Origin of the sequence: Paenibacillus sp. P46E (genome assembly GCF_001909095.1) — a bacterium.
In the GTDB taxonomy this organism is placed as follows: Bacteria; Bacillota; Bacilli; order Paenibacillales; family Paenibacillaceae; genus Paenibacillus_AQ; species Paenibacillus_AQ helianthi.
In genome coordinates this window covers 19,649-41,667 of the sequence record NZ_LVYZ01000088.1, presented here as the reverse complement: position 1 = coordinate 41,667, position 22,019 = coordinate 19,649, and the positions used below count along the sequence as shown (strand labels likewise).

General features: G+C 49.2%; 18 protein-coding genes. 3 read left to right on the top strand and 15 right to left on the bottom strand.

Annotation, left to right across the window (positions count from 1 at the left end):
- The first annotated feature begins 122 nt into the window (after positions 1 to 122).
- The gene (locus tag A3849_RS29235) at positions 123 to 1,484 is read left to right on the top strand and encodes an outer membrane protein assembly factor BamB family protein (RefSeq protein WP_074114588.1); all 1,362 of its coding nucleotides are present in this window, start codon (positions 123 to 125) and stop codon (positions 1,482 to 1,484) included.
- A gap of 12 nt (positions 1,485 to 1,496) precedes the next feature.
- Here the strand turns inward: A3849_RS29235 and A3849_RS29230 are convergent, their stop codons facing one another.
- Complete coding sequence (locus A3849_RS29230) at positions 1,497 to 2,000, bottom strand: ferritin (protein WP_074083494.1); 504 nt, start codon at positions 1,998 to 2,000, stop codon at positions 1,497 to 1,499.
- Positions 2,001 to 2,123: 123 nt separating this feature from the next.
- Here A3849_RS29230 and nagZ point away from each other — a divergent pair, with 123 nt between their 5' ends.
- Entirely contained in the window at positions 2,124 to 3,452 is a 1,329-nt protein-coding gene (nagZ, locus tag A3849_RS29225) for a beta-N-acetylhexosaminidase (RefSeq protein WP_074114587.1), read from the top strand.
- Between the two features lie 103 nt (positions 3,453 to 3,555).
- Here nagZ and A3849_RS29220 read toward each other — a convergent pair whose 3' ends face one another.
- From A3849_RS29220 to A3849_RS29200, 5 genes are all read right to left on the bottom strand, one after another.
- Complete coding sequence (locus A3849_RS29220; protein WP_074114586.1) at positions 3,556 to 4,659, bottom strand: efflux RND transporter periplasmic adaptor subunit; 1,104 nt, start codon at positions 4,657 to 4,659, stop codon at positions 3,556 to 3,558.
- A 49-nt stretch (positions 4,660 to 4,708) separates the two neighbouring features.
- Positions 4,709 to 6,109, bottom strand: coding sequence for an ABC transporter permease (locus tag A3849_RS29215; protein ID WP_178382847.1), 1,401 nt, complete (start codon positions 6,107 to 6,109; stop codon positions 4,709 to 4,711).
- Positions 6,106 to 6,819, bottom strand: coding sequence for an ABC transporter ATP-binding protein (locus A3849_RS29210; protein ID WP_074114585.1), 714 nt, complete (start codon positions 6,817 to 6,819; stop codon positions 6,106 to 6,108). The genes A3849_RS29215 and A3849_RS29210 overlap by 4 nt, the downstream gene beginning before the upstream one ends.
- Before the next feature lie 38 nt (positions 6,820 to 6,857).
- On the bottom strand, positions 6,858 to 9,461 hold the full coding sequence (locus A3849_RS29205; protein WP_074114584.1) for a hypothetical protein: 2,604 nt from the start codon (positions 9,459 to 9,461) through the stop codon (positions 6,858 to 6,860).
- Positions 9,462 to 9,576: 115 nt separating this feature from the next.
- Complete coding sequence (locus A3849_RS29200; RefSeq protein WP_074114583.1) at positions 9,577 to 10,410, bottom strand: helix-turn-helix transcriptional regulator; 834 nt, start codon at positions 10,408 to 10,410, stop codon at positions 9,577 to 9,579.
- Positions 10,411 to 10,548: 138 nt separating this feature from the next.
- Here A3849_RS29200 and A3849_RS29195 point away from each other — a divergent pair, with 138 nt between their 5' ends.
- The gene (locus A3849_RS29195) at positions 10,549 to 12,603 is read left to right on the top strand and encodes a beta-galactosidase (RefSeq protein ID WP_074114582.1); all 2,055 of its coding nucleotides are present in this window, start codon (positions 10,549 to 10,551) and stop codon (positions 12,601 to 12,603) included.
- 165 nt (positions 12,604 to 12,768) lie between these two features.
- Here the strand turns inward: A3849_RS29195 and A3849_RS29190 are convergent, their stop codons facing one another.
- From A3849_RS29190 to A3849_RS29150, 9 genes are all read right to left on the bottom strand, one after another.
- Positions 12,769 to 13,128 (bottom strand): hypothetical protein, encoded by a 360-nt coding sequence (locus tag A3849_RS29190; protein ID WP_074114581.1) that lies wholly within the window; start codon positions 13,126 to 13,128, stop codon positions 12,769 to 12,771.
- Positions 13,129 to 13,277: 149 nt separating this feature from the next.
- On the bottom strand, positions 13,278 to 14,195 hold the full coding sequence (locus tag A3849_RS29185; protein WP_074114580.1) for an alpha/beta hydrolase: 918 nt from the start codon (positions 14,193 to 14,195) through the stop codon (positions 13,278 to 13,280).
- Positions 14,196 to 14,306: 111 nt separating this feature from the next.
- Positions 14,307 to 14,714 (bottom strand): MerR family transcriptional regulator, encoded by a 408-nt coding sequence (locus A3849_RS29180; protein WP_074114579.1) that lies wholly within the window; start codon positions 14,712 to 14,714, stop codon positions 14,307 to 14,309.
- 33 nt (positions 14,715 to 14,747) lie between these two features.
- Entirely contained in the window at positions 14,748 to 16,079 is a 1,332-nt protein-coding gene (locus tag A3849_RS29175; protein ID WP_074114578.1) for a DUF4129 domain-containing protein, read from the bottom strand.
- On the bottom strand, positions 16,076 to 17,164 hold the full coding sequence (locus tag A3849_RS29170) for a DUF58 domain-containing protein (RefSeq protein WP_074114577.1): 1,089 nt from the start codon (positions 17,162 to 17,164) through the stop codon (positions 16,076 to 16,078). The genes A3849_RS29175 and A3849_RS29170 overlap by 4 nt, the downstream gene beginning before the upstream one ends.
- Before the next feature lie 3 nt (positions 17,165 to 17,167).
- The gene (locus A3849_RS29165) at positions 17,168 to 18,145 is read right to left on the bottom strand and encodes an AAA family ATPase (RefSeq protein ID WP_074114576.1); all 978 of its coding nucleotides are present in this window, start codon (positions 18,143 to 18,145) and stop codon (positions 17,168 to 17,170) included.
- A gap of 94 nt (positions 18,146 to 18,239) precedes the next feature.
- The gene (locus A3849_RS29160; protein ID WP_074114575.1) at positions 18,240 to 19,331 is read right to left on the bottom strand and encodes a GerAB/ArcD/ProY family transporter; all 1,092 of its coding nucleotides are present in this window, start codon (positions 19,329 to 19,331) and stop codon (positions 18,240 to 18,242) included.
- 22 nt (positions 19,332 to 19,353) lie between these two features.
- The gene (locus tag A3849_RS29155; protein ID WP_074114574.1) at positions 19,354 to 20,511 is read right to left on the bottom strand and encodes a Ger(x)C family spore germination protein; all 1,158 of its coding nucleotides are present in this window, start codon (positions 20,509 to 20,511) and stop codon (positions 19,354 to 19,356) included.
- Positions 20,508 to 21,968 carry a spore germination protein gene (locus tag A3849_RS29150; RefSeq protein WP_074114573.1) on the bottom strand — a complete coding sequence of 487 codons (1,461 nt, stop codon included), beginning with the start codon at positions 21,966 to 21,968 and terminating at the stop codon, positions 20,508 to 20,510. Before A3849_RS29150 ends, A3849_RS29155 begins: the two co-directional genes overlap by 4 nt.
- Positions 21,969 to 22,019: the final 51 nt, after the last annotated feature.

The window sequence follows — 22,019 nt, the reverse complement described above, 5'->3', positions numbered from 1 at the left end:
CCACGATTCACTAGTTCTGCATAATTACTGTAACTTTTTTCTATTTTCCCAGTCTAAAGGTAGTAAGCTTTAGTTCCAATAGAAATGGAGTCTACTTCAAGTACAAAAGGAGCATTGATAAAATGAGCAGACTTAAGCTTAAAACTAAACAAATCACTTCAGTACTCGCTGGAATTAGTATGGCTTTGCCCCTGTATGCCGGAGTCCTCCTCCCTGCCGCTTCGGCTGAGAAGCCTGATGTCAGTATCGGAAATCCTTTTTACACTCAAGTCACAGCCCCAGTTCTTAAGCCGTTGTGGTCTTTCTCCACGGCCACCATTCCGAGCAGTCTCCCGGCCCAGTCCATTACTGCTCTCGCAGAGAACGGCAAGGTTTTTGCGCTCCAGAAGAACTATACATTAGCTGCGCTGAACGCAGCTACAGGCAAAAAGCTGTGGGAATACGGCAGTGCTCTGGCGCCGCTGTACACTTACAGCAAAGGAATGATTTATGGAGTAACGCAAACCGGAACGTTATACGCCGTAGCAGAGTCAGGACGGAAAGTATGGAATACTTCTTTGTCTTTTTCTAACGCAACGAGCATACATCCTCTGGGAGATACGATTTATGTGACTCAAGGCAGACAGCTTGCGGCAGTGGATGCTTCCACAGGGAAGCTCAAATGGAAAACCGCTGAGAATAACAATTATGAGGGCTACACGGACTTAACAGAAGTGGATGGAGTGCTGATCCGTCTCTATACCAGTGCTGGAGTCTTAACCTTCCCGTCGATCATAGCTTATGACTCTAAGACGGGTAAGAAGTTATGGGAGCAATATCGACAGAGCATGCCGCTGACCATCCGCGATGGTCTGGTGTATTCCATCAAATCACTGGAAATGCTCGATGAAGACCCGGTGAACCGTAAAGTTCTGGTATCTATTTTCAACCTGCAGACCGGTCAGCTCAAAGGTGAACGCAATTACCGCTGGACAGACAACAACACCCCTCCAGACGGGGGATTCCGGTCCGGAGGGGTGTATGGTTCAGCATTTCTGGATGGCAGCAACCTGTATGTTATGCAAGGGCAAAAGGTTGCCCAATATAACTTCTGGAACTATACAGAGAATGGGAAACCTCTCAAGCAATGGAACCAGCCGCTTTCCGACCATGTATTCCCGCTGTACAAGGTGATCCAGGATCGGCTGATGTACTACAATTACAGCGACAACAACCTGATTACTATGAAGCTCGCAAATGGACAAGTGATCAACACGAAACAGGGTGAGAATCCCCCGGTTCAAATGGATATCTTCGGCCGGACCATGTATACCGGACAATCCGATGGATTATTTCATGCTTACGATCTCATTAGCCAGAAGGCGCTCTTCACTGTCAAAACCGCTTCCCGTGAATTCCAGCCTTCACTCAAAACAGGGAATATTCTTATTGTCCGCAGCGGAGGGAAGATGCTGGGCATCAAGCTGCCTGCTGCGATTCAATAAACGTCCGGTTTCTTATTCAGCCGGTGCTGTGAAGGTGCGTCCTGCAAACTCAGCATCCAGCATGTAGAAGGCATTACTGTCGGTTTCAATCCGCTTCAGCTTGGCGATAATATTACTGAATAATGCCTCTTCTTCCACCTGCTCATCGATGAACCATTTCAGGAAATAGATAGTCGCATGTTCACGTTCATCAAGCGCCAAGTCCGCCAAATGGTAGAATCTAGAGGTGTTCTGCTGTTCATGGGCGAATGCATGCTCAAATGCGTCCAGCATGGATGTATACTCATTTTTCGGCTCGGGAAGGGCAGCCAATCTGGCCCGGAAGTCACGGTCATTCAGGAATTTGTAGATTTTCATTGCATGGAACCGTTCTTCTTCCGCCTGGATCAGGAAAAAATTAGCGAAGCCGTCGAGACTTTCACCGGAGCAATATGCAGCCATCGCAAGGTACACATGTGCAGAATAAAACTCAAAATTCATTTGTTCATTTAGCGCATTTACCAATTCTTCTTTCATGATCAAATTCACCTCATCCTTAAAATTTTGTGTGCAGTGTAGCTAAGCTTATGTAGCATACGTCTACTTCATCTTAACATTTGTACTTGTGATCCAGCAAACGGAAAGGGGGCTCAGTGACTAATGACCCGGTTAAAGGAACATAGTATCCCTGCTGTTCCAAGCTATTCAAGAATTACTTTGGCTATGGCGATTACATGCCTTCTCTTAAGTGGCTGCAGCGGAAAAACAGGTTCTTCTTCTGAAAATCCTCCTCCCCGGCAAACGCACACTGCTTCACTACAAGCTCAGTCCCCACCACCGGTGACTGCCGCTTCTCCAGTGCATGCCGGCTCTGAAGGAAGCGGCCCTGTAGATGTGATTGAGCAAGAGATTGCTTCCATGCCGCTGGAAGACAAAATCGGCCAAATGCTCCTCGTGGGGATTGACGGTACAGAAGTAAGCACGCAGACGCAAACCATGATCACTAACGATAAGGTTGGTGGCATCATCCTGTATGCGGATAATATTAAGAGTCTGAAGGGGCTGGTCAGCCTCACCAATGAACTGAAGCGCATCAATACCGGAAACCCCGTACCGCTGTTCGTTAGTGTCGATCAGGAAGGCGGCAAGGTTAGCCGCTTGCCGGACGAATATGCGAAGATTCCGGCGAATGGATCAGTCGGTGCAAGCGGTAGTGCGGAGGCAGCAGAAATGATGGGCAAGCTGCTGGCCAGAGAGGTGCAAACCGCAGGCTTCAATATGAATTTTGCTCCGGTGCTGGATATCAACAGCAATCCGGACAATCCGGTGATCGGGGACCGTTCCTTCGGAAACACCTCCGCAAAGGTTATCCAGCTTGGCATTGCAGAAATGAAGGGAATTGAGAGTGAGGGCATCATACCTGTTGTCAAGCACTTCCCCGGGCATGGGGATACGTCTGTTGATTCCCATCTGGAGCTTCCGGTAGTTAATAAGACGGAAGCCCAGCTGGCGAAGCTCGAATGGCGACCCTTCCACGCAGCGGTTAAGGAGCAGGCAGACGCAGCAATGGTTGCCCACATTCTGTATCCGAACCTGGACCCTGACCGGCCTGCTTCCCTGTCCAAAGTTATCATCAGTCAACTTTTACGGGGACAAATGGGCTTCAAGGGAGTGATCGTTACCGATGATTTGACTATGGGTGCAATTATGAAAAATTACACCCTGGCTGCCGCTGCTGTTAATACAGTACTCGCGGGCAGCGATATCCTATTGGTCGCCCACGAATACGGCAATGAGCAGATCGCTCGAAATGCTCTGCTGGCTGCTGTCAAGCAAGGCAAGATTTCCGAAGCCAGAATTGATGAGAGTGTCTATCGGATTCTGTCACTGAAAGATAAATATCAGTTAAAAGATACACCTGTTGGCGTTCCTGACCTCACCCAGCTCAATAAGGATATCAAAGCCTGGCGTAGCTCTTTTGCAAAGTAACCCTCAGAGATTCTCAAAACAGAGCAGCAGCCTGATATAGCGGAATCACCGCTTCATCAGGCTGCTGCTGTTTTGTATTCATGCTATTTACACGTTCACATTCCTATTGCAAAACTACAGTATCTCCAGGTTTCAGGCCGGATAGAACTTCAGTCTTCTCCGAAGTTTCCATTCCGATCTTGATCTCTTTCCGCTCATACTGACCCTTTCCTTTATCCAGCATCACAAAAGCCTGATTCCCTTCGTGAATAACAGCGATACTGGACACCACTGTGGTCTTGTCCTTACGCAAGGTCTCAATATCTCCGCTTAGGCTAAGGCCTCCAATCAAGTGCTCATCAGGCTGCAGAGAGATCACAACCTCGAACTGCGGCACCTGCCCTGCCGTGTTCTGGCCGGTTGTCGTTGTGGCGAATTTCGACACTTCTTTCACAACGCCTTTCAGGATCAAATCTTTCATCGCAGTCATCTTCACCTGAACCTTCATCCCCTGCTTGATGCGGAAGATATCCTGCTCTCCTACCAGCGCAATGAACTCCAGCTTACTAAGGTCCACAATTTTGCCGATGTACTGATTGTCTGTCACCATCTGCGGCCGTTCACCGGTCTCGCTGCTGCTGTCATAGAGGAAAATACCGGTAGCCGGAGCGTGGTACACTGCAGAATTCAGCTTGGCTCTTTTGTCGGTTAGCTCCTTCTCCTGAATGTCTGCATTCACCTGGTTCAGTTCATCATTCAGACGGGCAGTCTCCTGTGCGGCAAGTGCCTTCAGACGCTCCGCTTCCGTCCCTGCCGGAACGGCCGCATCCTCATCCTGCTGGCTGACAAAGGTATTCAGTTCCGCTTCCAGCTTCGCTTTATGAATGGTTGCTTCTGTCGTGGCAATTTCATTCTTCAAGGTGGACTGATCCAGCGTGAACAGGACATCCCCTTTTTTTACCTGTCCGCCATTTTCGACTTTCCAGGCAGTGACTTTGGAGGCAAACGGAGCATATACCAGCGTTTCCTCCTGATACTTGGATTTCCCCTTGACCTGAACCGAGCTTGTCATCGACTCTTGGGTTACCGGGAAGCTGATTACCTGTGGCGGTTCCATCACTACCTCAGGTTCTTTTTTTAATACTTTGCTGTACAGAATATAGCCTGCGGCGGCAATAATACCAAGGATGATAACCCACTTCAGCGTCCTTTTGAATATCCTCTTCATTGATTTGGCTTCCTTTCAAATGGAAATACAGTATTGTAAATGTTTATGGCTAATCCCGCTTGATAGCTGTAAGTGCATCGGTTCTGGAAGCACTGATGGCCGGATAGATACCTGATAATACACCGGTCATAATCGCAAATGAAAGCCCAATTGGAAGGGTCGTAAGCGGAATAAAGAAATTCAGGCCTTCTCCGGCAGTACCCACAAGTTTGTTCAATGCCATTACAATAAGATAAGAGAATAGTACACCGAGCAGACCACCGAGCAGTCCGAGCAGGGCAGCTTCTGTTATAAACATATTGCGGATTTGACCCATATTCGCACCGAGCACCTTCATAATCCCGATCTGACGCCTGCGCTGATGGGTGGACATGGTCATGGCTACAATGATGGAGATCGATGCAATAACCAGAATGAACACACCAATACCCAGAGCAGCCATTTTAATGGTATCGAATTGTTCTTTCAATTGTTCCTGCTGGTACAGGTTGTCGTTAGCCGACAAAGAAAGCTTCTGGATTAATGCTTCCAGCGGTTTGATGTTATCGACGCTGTCGACCTTTACTGTGACGGAATTGTAGCTGCCCTCTTCCAGACTTGGAACGGTCCCGTTAGCATCAGTGAAGCTAAGCTCATGCTGCAGCTGTGCAGCAGTCTCCAGTGACACGTACATCACCTTCTCATAAGTAGCACGATCATCGCTGGTACCGGGAGGATTGGCCAGAATACCGCCTACCTGCAGCGGGGAACTGAGTTTGGTGGGGCCTACGCCGTTTGGGGCGCTGGCGCTGTAATCCTGTGCCTGCAACTGAACCTGCTGGCGGTACATTTCCGAGGGAATCAGCATCAGATTATTATACTGGCTTGACACCTCTTGATTGAAAGGATCCGAATTCATACGGTCATAAATGTTCTGCCGGGTCTCTATATCAATCAAACCGAGTGTGGCACCATAGTTCAGAACCACCATTCCGGGAATATCTGATGCGCCGCCCTGCTTGAAGGACTTGTCGAATTTGTTCAGCATGCGCAGATCCGTTGCAATAACCTGAACATCAGCGATCTTATTGTCTACCGTAATCATCTGTCTGTACCCATTATCTTCAAAAGGAGCTGCAGCAACGACATGGTTCAGTCCTTGAATGATCTTAAGCTTTTGAAACGTAAGCTTACCCGGGTCCAGATTACTATTAACCCCGGACCCCGAACCGCCTCCAGCTCCCTTTCCGCCCGGAGATGGCAGTCCGCCGCCTGGAGATACGGTGATTTCATCCATTTTGAAATTGCGGTTCACTTCATTCGTCACATAGACCTGAGCGGACTGACCCACACTCAGCGCAACGATAATGGCAGCACAACCTATGGAAATCCCAGTCATACACAGCCCTGTTACCACTTTGCGCCGCTTGACCTGGTCCCAGGCCATACGGGAGATATCCCTGATTCTCACGGACTCTCCTCCTCTGTCGGTGCCGGCTGAACCTCTGTGTGCTGGCCGTTAATTAAATATCCATCCCGGAGTGAGAAGGTCCGCTGCATCTGCTCCGCCACTTCTTGTTCATGCGTTACCACAATAAATGTCGTTTTCATGGTCTGATTCAGCTTCAGCAGAATGCTGATAATTTCCTCCTCTGTTTTGGAATCCAGATTTCCGGTAGGCTCGTCGGCAAAAATAACGGAAGGCTCTGTAATCAGAGACCGGGCGATACTTACGCGCTGCTGCTGACCGCCTGACAGCTGTGAAGGAAACAGGTCCGCCTTGTCAGGTATCCCGACCTGCTCCAGCAGAGCCAGTGCCTTCTGCTTGCGGATAGAGGGCGACACCGACTGGAAGACCAGCGGCAACTCCACATTCTCACGTACAGTTAGGCTCGTAATCAATTCATAGGCTTGAAAAATAAATCCGATATGCTTGCGCCGGAATTCGGCGAGCTTGTTCTCACCCATCAGCACGATGTCATGATCGGCAATGAAAATATGGCCGTCGGTAGGCTTCATCAGGCCAGCCATCAAATTCAGCAGCGTAGATTTACCGGAACCGGAGCTGCCCAGGAGAGCAACCATTTCTCCCTGCTTCACAGCAAAGCTGATTTCATGAAGGACCTTGGTCCACTCGTTGCCGGTTTTAAAGGAATGTGTAATTTTTTCGACTCGCAACATGGAAGCCGCTCCTTCTTGTCCTGTGATAGATCGTTCCGTTATTTTTCGTCTTTAACAATGACGGGCAGCGGCTTGTAGATCAAGTAGTAGATCTGTTGTCCGAGCTCGATCCGTCCGCCCTGGAACTCATCGTATAGGGTGATTTTGTAGGAGCCGCCTCCAAGCTGTTTATACAGACTTCTGGTGATGGAAAGGGAGTACGTATTGTTGTCTCCTTCTGTCAGATCCGTGCCAAGCGCCAATGTTTTTTCCTGCGACAAGCCAAATGGGTCTGTAATCTTGACAACGAGCTTGTGATCCAGCGCATCCGTATCATATGAACGGTCCTGCGTGAGCTTATAATCAATCCCGATGCTGATGATGTCGCTGCCCTCCGTAATTTGACCTTCCGACCGGATTACCGAGAAGCTATAAGGGAAAATAGAGATTTGGCCAAGATTCTGTACGGGTACAGCCGTTACCGGATTCAGCTTGAGCGAAGCAACATTGACATAGCCAGTCGCTTCCTGTCCTGCTTCACTCAGTTTACTGCCTGTAATGCCGGTTCCGAGGTAGAGTGACATGTCACTAGTCTGCAAAGCCCCCGGAATTTTCGCCCAAAAGGTAACCATCTGCTTCCCACCAGGAGCGGCAAGACCGGCAGATTGGGAAGACTGTGCTTCATAGAATTGTCCATCCGCAGTCCGGTAATAGGCTTTCAGCCGGGCAAGCGAGCTTTGTCTTTTCTCTTCATTGCTCATAAGCAGCTCTGTGTATATGATTTTGGAGGTTCCTGAGGCGGTATAGATTGTGGTTCTGTTCTCCTGAACTTTTGAGTTCTTACCTTTTTCGGCAACTGTATAGCTTCCGCCGCGATCAATAGCCGCAACACTGTTCATTACACTGCTCGTGCTCAGTGCCAGGAAAGGCTTCTTTTCTTCGTTCTCTGTGGTGTACAAGCTGATATTTAACGCCGAGAACTCTTCAGCGTACGGAATTTTGGTCAGTACATCGATTTCAGCGGAGTTGCCCGGAGCGAGCTCAGCAGATTCTTTGTCCATGAGAAGCTCTGTGGACGAGGTCAAATCCAGGTTGTCCAACTTCAGCGCCGCCTTAAGCTCTGGCAGAGACAAGGTTATCGATTGCGTATTAGTCAGCTTCAGCCTGGCGATAACAATATCATCGTCCTTCCACGGATAGCGCTGAATGGATTGGATACTGTATGAGAATGTTCCGTACGGATTCGTGGTTCTGTACTCCTGTCCTTGCTGGATATTGGCACGGAGCGCATAAGGAATGGTGAAGTAGGCAACAGGAAAAGTCAGCTTGGTGACCGGATTGCCACCCCCGCTGCCTGCTGGTGTTCCGGACGTTCCTCCAGTGTCCGTTCCGGCCGTGGGTGCAGGAAGATCCTGCCCCACGGCTTCGATCATCTGCAACTGCAGTGTACCCTGTTCAACCTCCAGCGGTATTGCTGCTGTAAGCGGAATTACTTTGACCTCCAGCGGTCTAAGGGTTAGTCCGTTTAATGCTTTGGCATTGACCGGAAATGTTCTTCCTTTTGCCGATTTGACAGCAAGTTCGTAGGTGGGAAGGGTTACCGCTTTGTTCCCAGTATTCTTCAGTTCAAGCTGAAAAGACCATGACGCTGACGCTTTATCGGCATATACCGAGGCATTGCTGAGCTTGGTTTCGATGGTATTGCTGTTCACAATGATGGTCTTGATGGCTCCATTGCCCACTACCAGATTCGGGCTAGTCGCTGCCGGAAGTTTATACGATGCACCGGGCAGCTCGAGCTTGAGGGTCTCATCCTTCTGCGTGAATTGAAGCTTCATGTTGTCAGTTTTGAGGTAGGCGGGGATTTCCGTCAAGTAATAGATGCTCTTTTTTTCCTGAGGCTGAATCTTATAACCGTCCTGGGTGCTGTTAAGCGACAGTTCAAATGAGGTTCCGCTGGCTGAAACCAGATAGGCTGTATAGCCGGGGTCGCCAAGCACCTTGTTGCCTTTATTGATCAGGCTTAGCCCTACCTTAGCGTATACCTTACTGTTGAATTTGAAGATCTGAAGGGATTCTGCTGATGCTGTAACCGGAATATTATTCATCATCGTGCTCAAACTTTTCCCATTTTCTACAGTCGTGGAATAATTGGCCGGAATGGCGAAGTTGCCGGCCTGACGCAGATATCCCTTGGCCTTGGGATCCCAGACATACATAGCAATCCTCATTCCTTGAAGGGACTTGCTCTGGCCTACATTGACATAGTACGTCACCTGCAGGCTTTCATTGGCGCCTACTTTCTTCTTCAGCGCATCTGCTGTAACAGGCGTACCCGGAATCACCGAACCTCCGGGAGTCACAACCCTTGAGAAGTAACGCAGCAGATTGGCACCTGTTCCGCTGGCATTGGAATAATTCACGGTGTACGTCAGAATATTGCCGCCCGTTTGTGTCCATATGTTTACATTTTCAAGCGACGCTGTTACTCCAGACCCGATGACGACGGGATTGATCTTGGGCGTCACGGCAGCAGCCACAGTGGCTGAAGGTAGGGTGCTTGCTGAAGCCTGTACCGTTCCAGGTGCCAGGCCAGCCGCCAGCTGACCGATGACAAATGTGCCTGCCAGCACTGCCGCATATGTATTTTTATACAATCTCATTATTTTCCCCCCAGGTGTTTTACTAGAATCCATTATAGTAGCAGCTGAAGAGGGAAATGTATCCAAACTGTTACTCTTGCTGAACAAATGTAACTTATTTGTTATTTAAGGCCCGTTAGGAGCTAAAAGTTCTCCGGTATTGATTGGGCGGCATCCCCTCCACCTGTTTGAAGACCTTAATGAAGTAGCTCGACTGCCGAAAACCGGACTCCACGGCAATATGAGCAATGGAAAGAGAGGTGGAGGCCAGCAGGAGCTTGGCTCTTGCCAGACGGCATTCGGTTAAATAGCGGTTTGGGGTCTTACCCATAATGCTACGAAACAGCCGGAGGAAGTGATAGCTGCTGTAGCCGGCAAGTTTGGCCATCGTCTCCAGCGTCCACGGGCGCTCACATTCCCGGTGGATCATATCTGCGGTACGGCGGATCGAATGCCTGATTTCCAGCGGAACCGATCCATGAAGAGGCTCAGAATTCTGCAGCAGCGTAATCAATATTTCATAGAGTAAAGCTGAGAAGCGGGGTTCACGGGAGGTCTCGAAGGATTCACTAAGCCGGTACATCTCTTCAAAGACCGGTATGAGCCCGGCATCGGGATCAAACGTAAAAAAATAGCCGCGCGACTGGTCCACCTCCTCCAGCAAAGGCAGAGAGATGCTCGTGCCGAAATGGATCCAGCGAACCTCCCATGGGTGATTAGGATCTGCGCCATACTGCTGGTAAGCCCCCTTTGGGAAAAGAAAGCCTCTGCCACGTCCCATAGGAATGCGTTCACCTTCCTGGAAGACGTATCCTTCGCCAGCAAAAACCAGATGCAGATTATAGCTATTCAGCAGGCCCTCACTTCTGCGTTCCGCATGCTGTGAAAAATCCGAATAATGTCCGATAAATTCCGGATAGCAGACATAATGCATATAGGCCGGTGCGGGTAAAACCCATTGTTTGTTCATAGGGGGTCCTTTCTATAAAAGCATGCACGCAATATAGTCATATAATCGCAATATTGTGTTATATGATAATAAGTATACCTGATAATACAATAGATTTATAACGATTCTATAGCATATTTTTACACTTGGAGGTTGAAAATGAATACTATATCCACTACTGAATCCTTTGAGCTTGGCGTGTGTTACTATCCTGAGCACTGGCCGGAGGAACTCTGGGCCGATGATTACCGGCGAATGGTTGAAACCGGATTCACGATTGTACGGATGGCTGAATTTGCCTGGACCCTCTTCGAGCCTGAGGAAGGTGTCTTCCAGTTCGATCTGTTCGACAGAGCTATCAACCTGGCTCATAGCTACGGTCTTAAGGTGATTCTGGGAACACCCACGGCCACTCCTCCCGCTTGGCTCACCGAGCGTTACCCTGAAGTGTTGAATGTTACCTATGACGGTGTGACGCTACAGCACGGCATGCGCCGTCACTATAATTACAGCAGTCCGAAGTACCGGGAACTCTGCGCCAGAATCACCAGGCAGCTTGCGCAGCATTATGGCAATCACGCAGGTGTGGTTGGCTGGCAAATTGACAATGAACTGAATTGTGAAATCAATGTGTTCTATTCGGAGAGCGATCACCGGGCCTTCCGGGAGTGGGTACAAGCCAAATATGAAACACTGGAGAAGCTGAATGAAGCTTGGGGAACAGTCTTCTGGAATCAGACCTATAATAGCTGGTCACAGATCTTTCTGCCACGTCCCACTCCGTCACCCATGCAGCCTAATCCGCATCAGGCGCTGGATGAGAAAAGGTTTATTTCCGACAACACCATATCTTTTGCTAAGATCCAGGCTGATATTATCCGGGAACTGGCCCCTTCCCAATGGGTAACCACCAATGGATTGTTCGGACATCTCGACAGCCATGAGCTGAATGACCAGCTCCTTGATTTCTTCAGCTATGACTCCTATCCCCAGTTCTCAAGCATAAGTACCGATCCGCAAGAAGCAGATCCGCTGCTGGACCGGAGCTGGAGTCTCTCGTTAACAGCAGTTCGTTCGATTAGCCCTAATTTCTGTATCATGGAGCAGCAATCCGGCCCGGGCGGCTGGGTTAACCGCATGGATATGCCTTCACCTAAGCCAGGTCAGATGAGGCTCTGGACATATCAGTCCATTGCGCATGGGGCGGACAAGCTGCTCTACTTCCGCTGGCGGACGGCAACGATGGGCAATGAAATTTACTGGCATGGCATTAATGACTATCATAACCAGCCGAACCGCAGGGTCAGGGAAGCTGAACAGATTGGCCGGGAACTGGCTGTAGCAGGCAAACATATTGTGTGTACCCGCTCTAAGGCGGACATCGCCATTCTGCGTGACTACGACAATGAGTGGGATGGGGAATACGATGTCTGGCACGGACCCTTTATGTGGCAGAGTAACAAGGAATGGTTCAAGGCACTGCAGAAGCGTCAAATCCCGAACGACATCCTATATATGCGCAGCAAAACCACTCTTGAAGATCTGATTCCATATCAGGTTCTAGTCTATCCGCATCCGGCCATTATGAGCGATGCGACAGCAGAGCTACTAGATCAATATGTGCAGCAAGGCGGAACGCTGATTTTCGGCTGCCGGACCGGCTATAAAGATACCCGCGGACAATGCTATATGCGGCCTTTTCCCGGTGCTGCGAGGGACCTGTGCGGCATCAGCGTGGAGGAATTCACTATGGTCAAAGGCACCCGTCTTCCAACCTCCATCCGCTGGGGCAGTAATCCTGAGGCGCTTACCGGTGCTGATGCATTCAATGATATTCTTCATGTCGAAGAGGACACTGTCGAGGTTATGGGGACTTATGCAACCGATTATTATGCCGGCAAACCGGCAGTCACCCGAAATAAACGCGGCAAAGGCGAGGTATGGTACTACGGAGCTGTATTTAATGCAGATGCAGCACTTAAAATCATCGACAGAGTTAACCTCCACTCCCCTGTAGCAGAGTGGCTGGAGCTTCCTTCAGAAGTAGAGCTGCAAATCCGCAAAAATGAAAATAACAGCTATACGTTCCTGCTGAACTTCAGTGAAGAACCTGCGACTCTCCACCTCAAAGAGGAAAGAACCGATCTGCTGACCGGTGCGACTCTCTCCGGATCGTACACACTCGAAGGTTTTGGGGTATTGGTACTCTACTGAAGATGTATTTTACTTACAAAGGGCTCTTCCTCCAGATTAATTCTGTGTGGGAGAGCCCTCTTTTTTGATATGGTAGGACTATATAAATGTATCATTACCTTGTTTATTCCAAAAGGAGAACAATTTATGAATAATGATACTCTATCACTGATGCTTCTGCGACTACTATTCGGATAAGCTCTTCAGATATGCATCTGCTTCTTCATAAGTCGGATAGTGCACAGCAAACTTCCCGAAAAGTCTGTTCATCTGCATCTTCCATACCGGAGAGTTCGCAACATACACCCAACCGCCCACTCCATGGGCAACTGCTATATCACCAGTAGGTGCGAGCATAGCTGCCACCTCGGGGGTAAGGATCGATTTAGACTCGGTTACATCGGTGACTCCAGTAAAGCCAGGTTTCAGTTTCTTCATAGCTGCTTCAAAATCAGATATATAAGCAGGCACATCCGTTTCAGTCAGACCAAATGCTTTTACAACCACTTGATTTTTGGCTACATTTACTTCCATTGTGTAAGGCATAATGATTCCCCCAGTATAAATTCTACTCTATTGATCACTATCTCGATTCAGAAGAGTAAGTATATGAATTATCGGTTTTTGAAAATCATTATTTTAGGGAATAAGGGAATTTATCCCTTGGATATTCTGCATATTCACTTAACTTTCACCTATAAGCTCCAGATCCTTTTGACAAAGCTCCCAATATTCCCGATCGCTTCCTGCCCTTCCGGGAGCAACGCGGACATCATTTGAAACACGCTCCACAGGTTCTCCCAAATTTCAAGTGTGGCTTCACCTCCCTCAGCACGTACACGCTCTGCGAGCCGTTCGGCATCACTCAGCAGCACTTCCTGATCTCCGGCCTGTATCAATAACGGGGGCAGTCCATCCAGCCGGAGCCTTAGCGGCGAGAGCAGAGCAGGCATAATACCATTATAGCCGCCCAGGTAATCCCTCAGGATTCTCTGATTTCCCTCCCGGCTTCCCGTAGGGTCCAGTTCAGCCCTGGTGTCATAGGACTCGCCGTCCAGATGGACGAGATCGCTGTGCGGGGATAGAAGAAATGCGGCTGCTGGCAGTTTATCCCCTGCGTCCCTCAGTGTGATCAGCGTCATTAGTACAAGAGAGGCGCCTACAGAGTCGCCGCCCAGTATGATGTCTTCCGGCAATAAGCCTGTTCGCAGCAGCCAGCGGTAAGCAGCAAGACAATCTTCATTGGCAGCAGGATATACATACTCGGGTGCAAGACGATATTCTAGGGTAAACACCCTCACACCGCTGGAAACAGCGATTCTTGCTGCCAGATCACGGTAGATCTCACAATTTCCGGAGATAAAACCTCCACCATGAACATAGAGTATGGTCTTCCCGTCACCCTTTTCGGAGGGGTCCCCTGCAACATTCAGCCATTCTCCTGCCACCCCGTCCATATCAACCCTTTCGGCGGATACTTCAGGAAGCAGTGGCAATCGTTTGGCAGATTCCGTCATCTCCAGACGAATTTGTGCTGCTGTTTTCCCTGCGGTCTGATTATTTTGCTGCAAATGTTGTCTGATCGCTTGAAGCATTTCCTTTGAGCTCGGCATCTTTCATTCCTCCCGGTATTGGCTTGACACCTGTATTCTAAACCCTGTACTACGGTACAGAGTCAAGGCAGGATCAACACCATAACGCATTTGGAACCTCGCCAAAGTTTATTATTTATCCATCCTGAGAATGTGTAATGTCTCCTTCACCCCGGGATGCCGTTCTGCAGATTCAAGGTTTATTTTCAGATCCTTTAGAAGCTGTCTGGTAGTCTCGCGTTTCGCTATTTCCAGATCAACAGCTATCATTTTACGCTCTATGGCCAGAATGAAATCAGAAATGCCTATACTTCCGTTCTCCGACTTAACCAATGCTTTTTTGATTTCACGAAGGGTGAATCCACATTTCTTGGCGTTCTGTATAAAAGCGATCCGGGTGAGTGCTTCCTCTGTATACATACGGTAACCCGAGGTCGTCCGCAGCGGCTGGGGAAGCAAGCCATGCTTCTCATAGTACCGCACCGTTTCGATATTGACTTTGGCTTCCTTTGCAAGTTCTCCTCGTAAATAGGTAACCATGTACTTTTCCTCCTCCCGCTGAACCTAAAACGGCTATAATTTCAGCTTTTCCTTCAACTGTCCGATTTCAGCTTCCGAAGGCTCAGTTCCACCGTACCTAGCCTGATTATAGAACCGGAGAAGCTGAGCAGACGCGGCGTCTGAGGCATTCTCTTGAGCCTTCCCCTGGAGTTTCCTGCTCTTATTCCATTCTGCTACATCCACTGCAGTCTCTTGAGGGGTAAGGTAGCTCCTCTGCAAGTATCCTTGGGCACGTTTGTTCTTCAACCAATGGCGGTACAGCCAGCGGGTCTGCTCACGTCCCCCGTTCATTCCTTCCCAGCGGTCCCGTCTGGAAGCAGAGGTTGTACGATTCCGCCAGTACTCTCTTACGCCTTGAATCGTCTTCTCCCATGTGAAAATACTTTTCTCCTCATCCTGATAAGCGGTATTGTTCTGCGGTGATTCTCTGCGGAGCAAGGATAACAGAGAGTCGATGATTCTCCGCCATACTCCACCTGAATTGCGATACAACCAACGAAGGCCATAATACATGATTACGATTAACGCCGCAGCTCCGATTGCATAAAACGCAACATTCAGGATCATCGCCAGCAGCCCCGGCTCATGGGTTTCAGCCGGTGGCATCTCAGGCATCACCTGCGGTGGAGCTATCTGCTGCGGCTCTGGCTTACTTGAATCAGAGAACAGACGGCTCACCCAGCCGAAGAAGGCCTGCGCGGCATGCCAGAAGAACAGTCCCAATGCCCGGCCTGCCCCAGCCGCAAGCAAAGCCGCCACCGCGATGAACAACAGCACAAACAGACGGTTATGCCGCCGAATTCCTCCCGGAAGCGGAGAACCGTCTCCCGTGAATGAGCTGTAATGCAAGTGGCTGGTGTTGGAGTCCAGAAGGGCCAGAATTAGACAGAGACTGCCGCTCCAGGTCAATACAGCAACACTAGGCTGAAGCAGCGGAATTCTGGCGAATGCGATAGTGGCTACAAAATATACCGCAATCCCGGCAATATATATTCTGAGCCTACTGCTGCGGCTCCCGGCAGTTATACCCAGATATGCAGATATTACAGCACCTGCATACAATGGAATTTCTCTTAATGAAAATGCACCAGCCAGAATTCCTGCCAGCACCCCCAGGAGAAGTGCCGCCAGGAGCTGTTTCCACTTCCGGTTGCAGCTATGCCTTAGCTTCGCCCCAAGCATGGATATTAATGGCAGGGTATAAATCCAGGGCAGCGCAGAAGCCCCGGACTGCAAGTACTTCTGTAGCGCGATCCATACAGGGAGGAATAACAGCCATTCCACTATACAATTCAACAAGAGCCGATACGTCGATTTCATATTTTCCGAAGTTTGTACCATCATGCGCTATTCCTCCCTGAGGCTGGAATTTCCAGCCACTCTACGCCGTTCCCGGACAGCCGCAGTTGTTCGGCTGCCTGCTGAAGTTCCGGGCCGAGGTGACAGGAAATAATCAGGTAATCCGTATCGGTGTTTCCTTTCTCCGCTTCTTGCTCCAGCAATCTGCTCATGGGCATAGTCCGGTCCAACTGGAGTCTTGCAAGCAATCCTAGAATGTCATCCAGCCGACCCATGGGATTAGCATCTACCGGATCATTCGCACCCTCGCCGTCCAGCCTACCGTTACTGAGAAAACCCGTTTCAATGCCATGCCCAACCGCGTAATCCGCTACTGTAGCAGCATAACGTACGCCGAGCTCAATCCGTTCCACATCGGTCACGGTTCTCCACATGGAATCACTGATCTCCATGTTCAGGCAAATGACAAGTCTGGAATCAGCTGTAAAGTCTTTCTTATGAACCTGCATCCGGCCGGTACGGGCCGTAGCCTTCCAGTTCAATGATCCTAGCGAATCCCCAGGACTGTATTCACGTGTGCCAGCCGTCAGGAACGGGTCGTGTACGATCCAACGCTTGACGGGCAGCTCGCCCAGCCAGCTGTGTATCGGAAGAGGCAGCTCGTACATGTCTACGATCATGGGATATACCATCAGCTCCAGCTGTAAGGGAAAGGTTTGGGTACTGCGGCTAAGTCCGAATAAATCACCGGTGGTCATGGTTGCTGTATCCAGCCGGAACAGTCCGCGCTTCATACAGCGGACTTTGTGTGTACGTTTGATATGGCGGTAAGCCCGGAGGTAGAACAGGCTCAAATGATTCTGATAGATTTCGCCACTGCTGATGCCCAGATTCTCCTGACGTCCAAATTCGAGCCCTTGCGCGATACTGGACTCCAGACGAAGCCAGGGCAACGGCAGTAGCTTGCCATTGCTGATCTCTTCCACCATCTCCACTGATTCCCCCTCAAACACCGCTTGCGAAGAGAAATAGCGGGTATAGTTCACCTTCTTCAGAGCGTTCCGCTGGTACAGTGTTGAGATGAACAGCATCAGCAGAAACGTGCTGATAATAAACCAGGGCAGTGTCATGATCTAGTCCACCCTTCCACCCCTGGCGGGCATTACCGGCTCAGCCGGAACCTCAACCTCACGCAGTACCTGCTGCACAAGCTCTGCTGCCTGCCCTTCACGTGAACCAGGTCCACGCTGCATAAGCAGGCGGTGGGCAAGCACAGGAACCGCTACTGCCTTGATATCATCAGGCAATACATGATCCCTTTCCCGCAGAAGTGCATAGCCCTGGGCAGCACGAAGCAGTCCGAAGCCTGCACGGGGGCTTGCGCCTAGCTTGACTGCAGGAGCTTTGCGCGTCGCCTCGACAATGCTAATCATATAGCCCAGAAGGTCATCACTGACAGTAACGGCTGCGGTAAGCCGCTGCAGTTCTTGAATATCTCGTCCGGTTGCCACTGCAGCTGTATCTTGCAAAGGATTATTCCCGCGGAATCTTTGAAGAATATGGACCCCCTCATCAAAGGTTGGATACCCTGTGGTGATCCTCATCAGGAAGCGGTCCAGCTGTGCTTCCGGCAGTGGAAAAGTCCCCTGGCTGTCCACGGGATTCTGTGTAGCAATAACAAGAAAAGGCGCTTCCAGTTCATGTGTCAGGCCGTCAATCGTAATCTGGCGTTCCTCCATGCATTCCAGCAGGCTGGATTGGGTACGGGGAGTCGCGCGGTTGATCTCATCCGCCAGGAGAATACTGGCAAATACCGGACCGGGCCGGAACTGGAACTCGCCTGTTTTCTGATTATAGTAGTTGATCCCACTAAGATCCGAAGGCAGCAGGTCCGGTGTAAACTGAATGCGTTTGAAAGAACAGTCCAGTGAGCGTGCCAATGTTTTGGCAAGCATTGTTTTCCCTGTGCCGGGTACATCCTCCAGAAGGACATGCCCATTCGCCAGCAGGGCGGTCAACAGCAGATCCACCCCTTCCTCTTTACCGACAATAACTTTACTAAGATTGACTCTTATTGCTTGTATTAGTGCGTTTGCTTCCTGAAGCATCATGAAGAATAACACCATCCGTTCCATATTTAGGTATGTACTAAAGCTTAATCATACCAGAAAGCGCATCCAATTTATAATAGATAAGTCGCAGCCGTCATTTAAGAGCTTGACCGGTTTTGGAGCGGATGAATGCGGCAATGAAGTAATATACGGGAATGCACTCAATAAACAACCAGAAGCCGATAATTACATCCGAATTGAAATTACTATAGTACATTACAATATTACGCGAATACAGATAAGCAATTATCGTGGAGCAAACCGTCAATAACGGGATCATCAGCCTTTTCCCTTTCTGCTTGCTCAAGTGCAAAGCGCATTTACAGGCAATATAGATTAGAAAGGCTGCATGAATAAACATCGAGGCTGACCAGATGCCGATAAGAAGAGGGTCCAGATTGCCAAGTATATTATGGTGTGAAGAACTGCGGATCATCTCCAAAAACGGATATTGCAATTCTTTGCCCAGATGCGGACCGAAGTTGAGCATAGTCATTATCCAGCCTGTTAATACAATCAGGAGGATAGAGATACTGGAAACCGCCAGTATTTTCAACATTTTGCTTCCCATGCGAAGCTCCGGTGCCAGGAAGAGAAAAACAATCCATTCCGCAAACCACGATGTTACCGAAATAGAGTCCTTAAGTGCAATGCCGGGATCATGGTAATGCAGAAATGCAGGAAGCATCGAAAAATCCGCATACGGCATAAACATATATACGGAAAGCAGAGATGCCATAAAAAAAATCAGGAAAATCCCATCCGCCATATAAATGATAGTAGTTATTCCTAACGTCGCCGTATACATGATAACCAGTCCAATGATGATTTGTATGAAGATGGGAGGAGTTCCCCGTGTATAGTTGGATCCAAAAAAGAGGACAAAATTCTCTATATCAAACGAAGCATAATAAACACACCAGCAGAGCAGTAAGAATACCATCAGCCGGTGCAGCCATGTCCCCATAATCTCTTTGCCAAAGTCAATCCAACTCTGGTCCGGCTTTAGCCTGCCAACTTGTATGGTAAAGAACAAAATGCACAAACTTAAAAAACTGCCTCCCATCAGAGCGATCCATCCTTGGTAGCCGGAAGTTTCCACGAGAATTGGAATCAGGAAAATTGTGGTCTGGGAACTGAAATAGATCATACTAAATCTGAACAACTGCCATTTTGTGGTGTGCATTTGACTCCCGTACCTCCCACCCTTATTTTACTGAACCCAAATCCTGGATATTAAATGCAGCCGTCACCTTTATCTTTGCTTCATGCTTATAGTAATCCTCCCAGCGCCCTTTAAGTTTCTTCCATTCCGCTGGATAATTCCATTCCACACGCATACCCAACTGCAGAATATCCGTTCCTGCCTCCTGTGTAGCTAAAAGTGAATGGGAAACATCCTTGACCACCGCTGCTTGAAGTTTTTCTATAACAACAGAGCTGAGTTCGACCGCCTTCCTTCCCATGGAATCTTGGAAATTAGTGATGCTTACCTTTCCCTTCAGCTTGACATAGAAAACCGGTCCATCGTCCGTGAGTACCGACCGAATTGAAGATGTATTGCTTAAAAACAGTGCTGTGGCTTTACCCGAGCCTTCTTCATCCCAAGTAATCGTGTATTCAGGCAAATTCAAATGACCCGAGAGATGTCCGGCAGCCCAAGCGAGCGCCCTGCTCTCACGAAAATGCAATGTACGGCGAAGCCTCGCTTGCTGAAACAGAGCAGCCCCCTGGATACCGGCCCAATGAACAGGCTTGCCTGCATCTGAGAGGTCACTCTTCTGACCAATTGATAAATAATTCATGGCATAGCCCATTTTTGATGACTCCGCCAGCAAGCAATCTCTCACCGTTGTTGCAAATAGAAGATTCTCCTCCGAAAAATTCATCAGCACCTGATCCGGTAGCTGTTCAAATATTGCCGAGAGTTGGGTGACCTCCTTTGCTTTGCCCGGAGTCGTCATCACATAAGTCCCCAGAGGGAACTCCGGCTGCCGTTTGAACCACTCCAGCGCTTCATCTATTCCCTGACGGGCATATTCCTCTCCCAGGACAATCACCTTGATATGGGAGATGTCCAGCCTCCGGGACAAGTCTTTTTGAATTAAAATGACCGCATCCGTAATGTTTGAGGCTGTCTTGGATATCATGGAATAGGATTTGCCATCCCTGCCCCCCGCTTGTGAGCTGGAGAGCAGACGGTTGGGCAGTGGTGAGCTGATCGACACTTCAACCGTTCCCGGTTCTTTACCGGCATCGATATAAATACCAAAGATGAAGGTGAGTTCATCCAGCTCTATTTTGGACCCGCAGCCGGCCAGATTCAGAAGCAGCAGAACGCTCAGAACCAGCTTCAAGAGCTTCATTTTGATTTCTGCCTCTTTTCATTTTTGGTGTTCGTGAATGAAGTGCTTCTTTTCATCATAAAAGGAGAAGGTACACGAAGCAGGGTGTCCTTCCAATCCTGGAATATCAGAGGAGCGACCGGCTGCAGATAAGGAGTCCCGAAGGATCTGAGATTCGCTAAATGTCCATAGATGACAAATGCCGCAACTATAACACCAAGCAGTCCCATCGTTCCGCCGAGAATCAGCAGGACAAAGCGGAGCAGCCGAAACGTCAGACCCAGTTCAAGATGAGGGATAACATAAGAAGCGATGCCTGTAATAGACACTACGATTACCATGGGAGCAGAAACAATCCCCGCCTGTACAGCTGCCTGACCGATTACGATCCCGCCAATGATGGATACGGTTTGCCCAACGGGCTTGGGGATCCGGGTCCCGGCCTCTCGAAGCGCCTCGAACGTTAATTCCATAATCAAGGCTTCCGTCAAGGCGGAAAAAGGAATATTTTCTCTCGCAGCAGCAATGGTTATTAAAAGGTCGGAGGGAATGATCTGGCTGTGAAAAGTAGTGATGGCCACATATAAAGCCGGGAGCAGCATAGATACGATGGAGAAAAAGAAACGGACTAATCGAATCCAGCTTCCTGCATAAAAGCTCTGATAGTAGTCTTCCGAGGATTGCAGCATAGAAAAAAAGGTTACCGGTGCCAGCAAAGCCGAAGGTGTCCCGTCCTGCATCATCCCTACCCGTCCTTCCATGAGGGATGCGGCTACCGAATCCGGACGCTCCGTATACTGAAATATAGGAAAGGGTGAGTACTGGCCCTTCTTCATTTGCTCCGCGATTCCGCTAATCCCCAATACACCGTCCACCGTGATGTCTCCCAGCTTTTTTTTGAACTCTTCTACAATTTCCGGCTTGCACAGCCCTTCAATATAGACCAGGTATACGTCGGTTTTGGTATACCTGCCGATGGAGAAATGGATAGTCTTCAAATCTGAATGCTTGATCTTATGCCTCAGCAGGGACAGGTTCGTCTGCACATCTTCGATAAAAGCCTCCTGAGGCCCTATAACCACCAGCTCATTCTGCGATTCGGAGACCGTTCTTTTCTGATAATGAGTGATCTCAAAATAATATACATAGGGAAGACCTTCGATCGAAAGCACGGCATTGCCGCTGACAATGAGCTCAACCGCCCGGTTCACCTGATATGCCTTAATATAAGGAATAGCAAAAGCTGATCCGTGATCCAGCCGTTCCAGAAACCCCGGCCAATCCGGTTCTGAATTCGCTTCTGCTTTGAGCGGTGTGGAGACAAATTCCTGCAGGCTTAGAGTATCGACAATAGAAGGAATGTAGATCAGCATACAGGCATGGCCGTACACATGAATAGACTGATATACTGCATCGCTGCAATCTGTAAGCTGCTCCTGTATAGCCTCCAATATTCTTTGCTCTGTCACCGCACTCACCTCCTAAAGTGATCCTGGGGAATCCAAGTTAGTTTGCCAATGATTCGGATA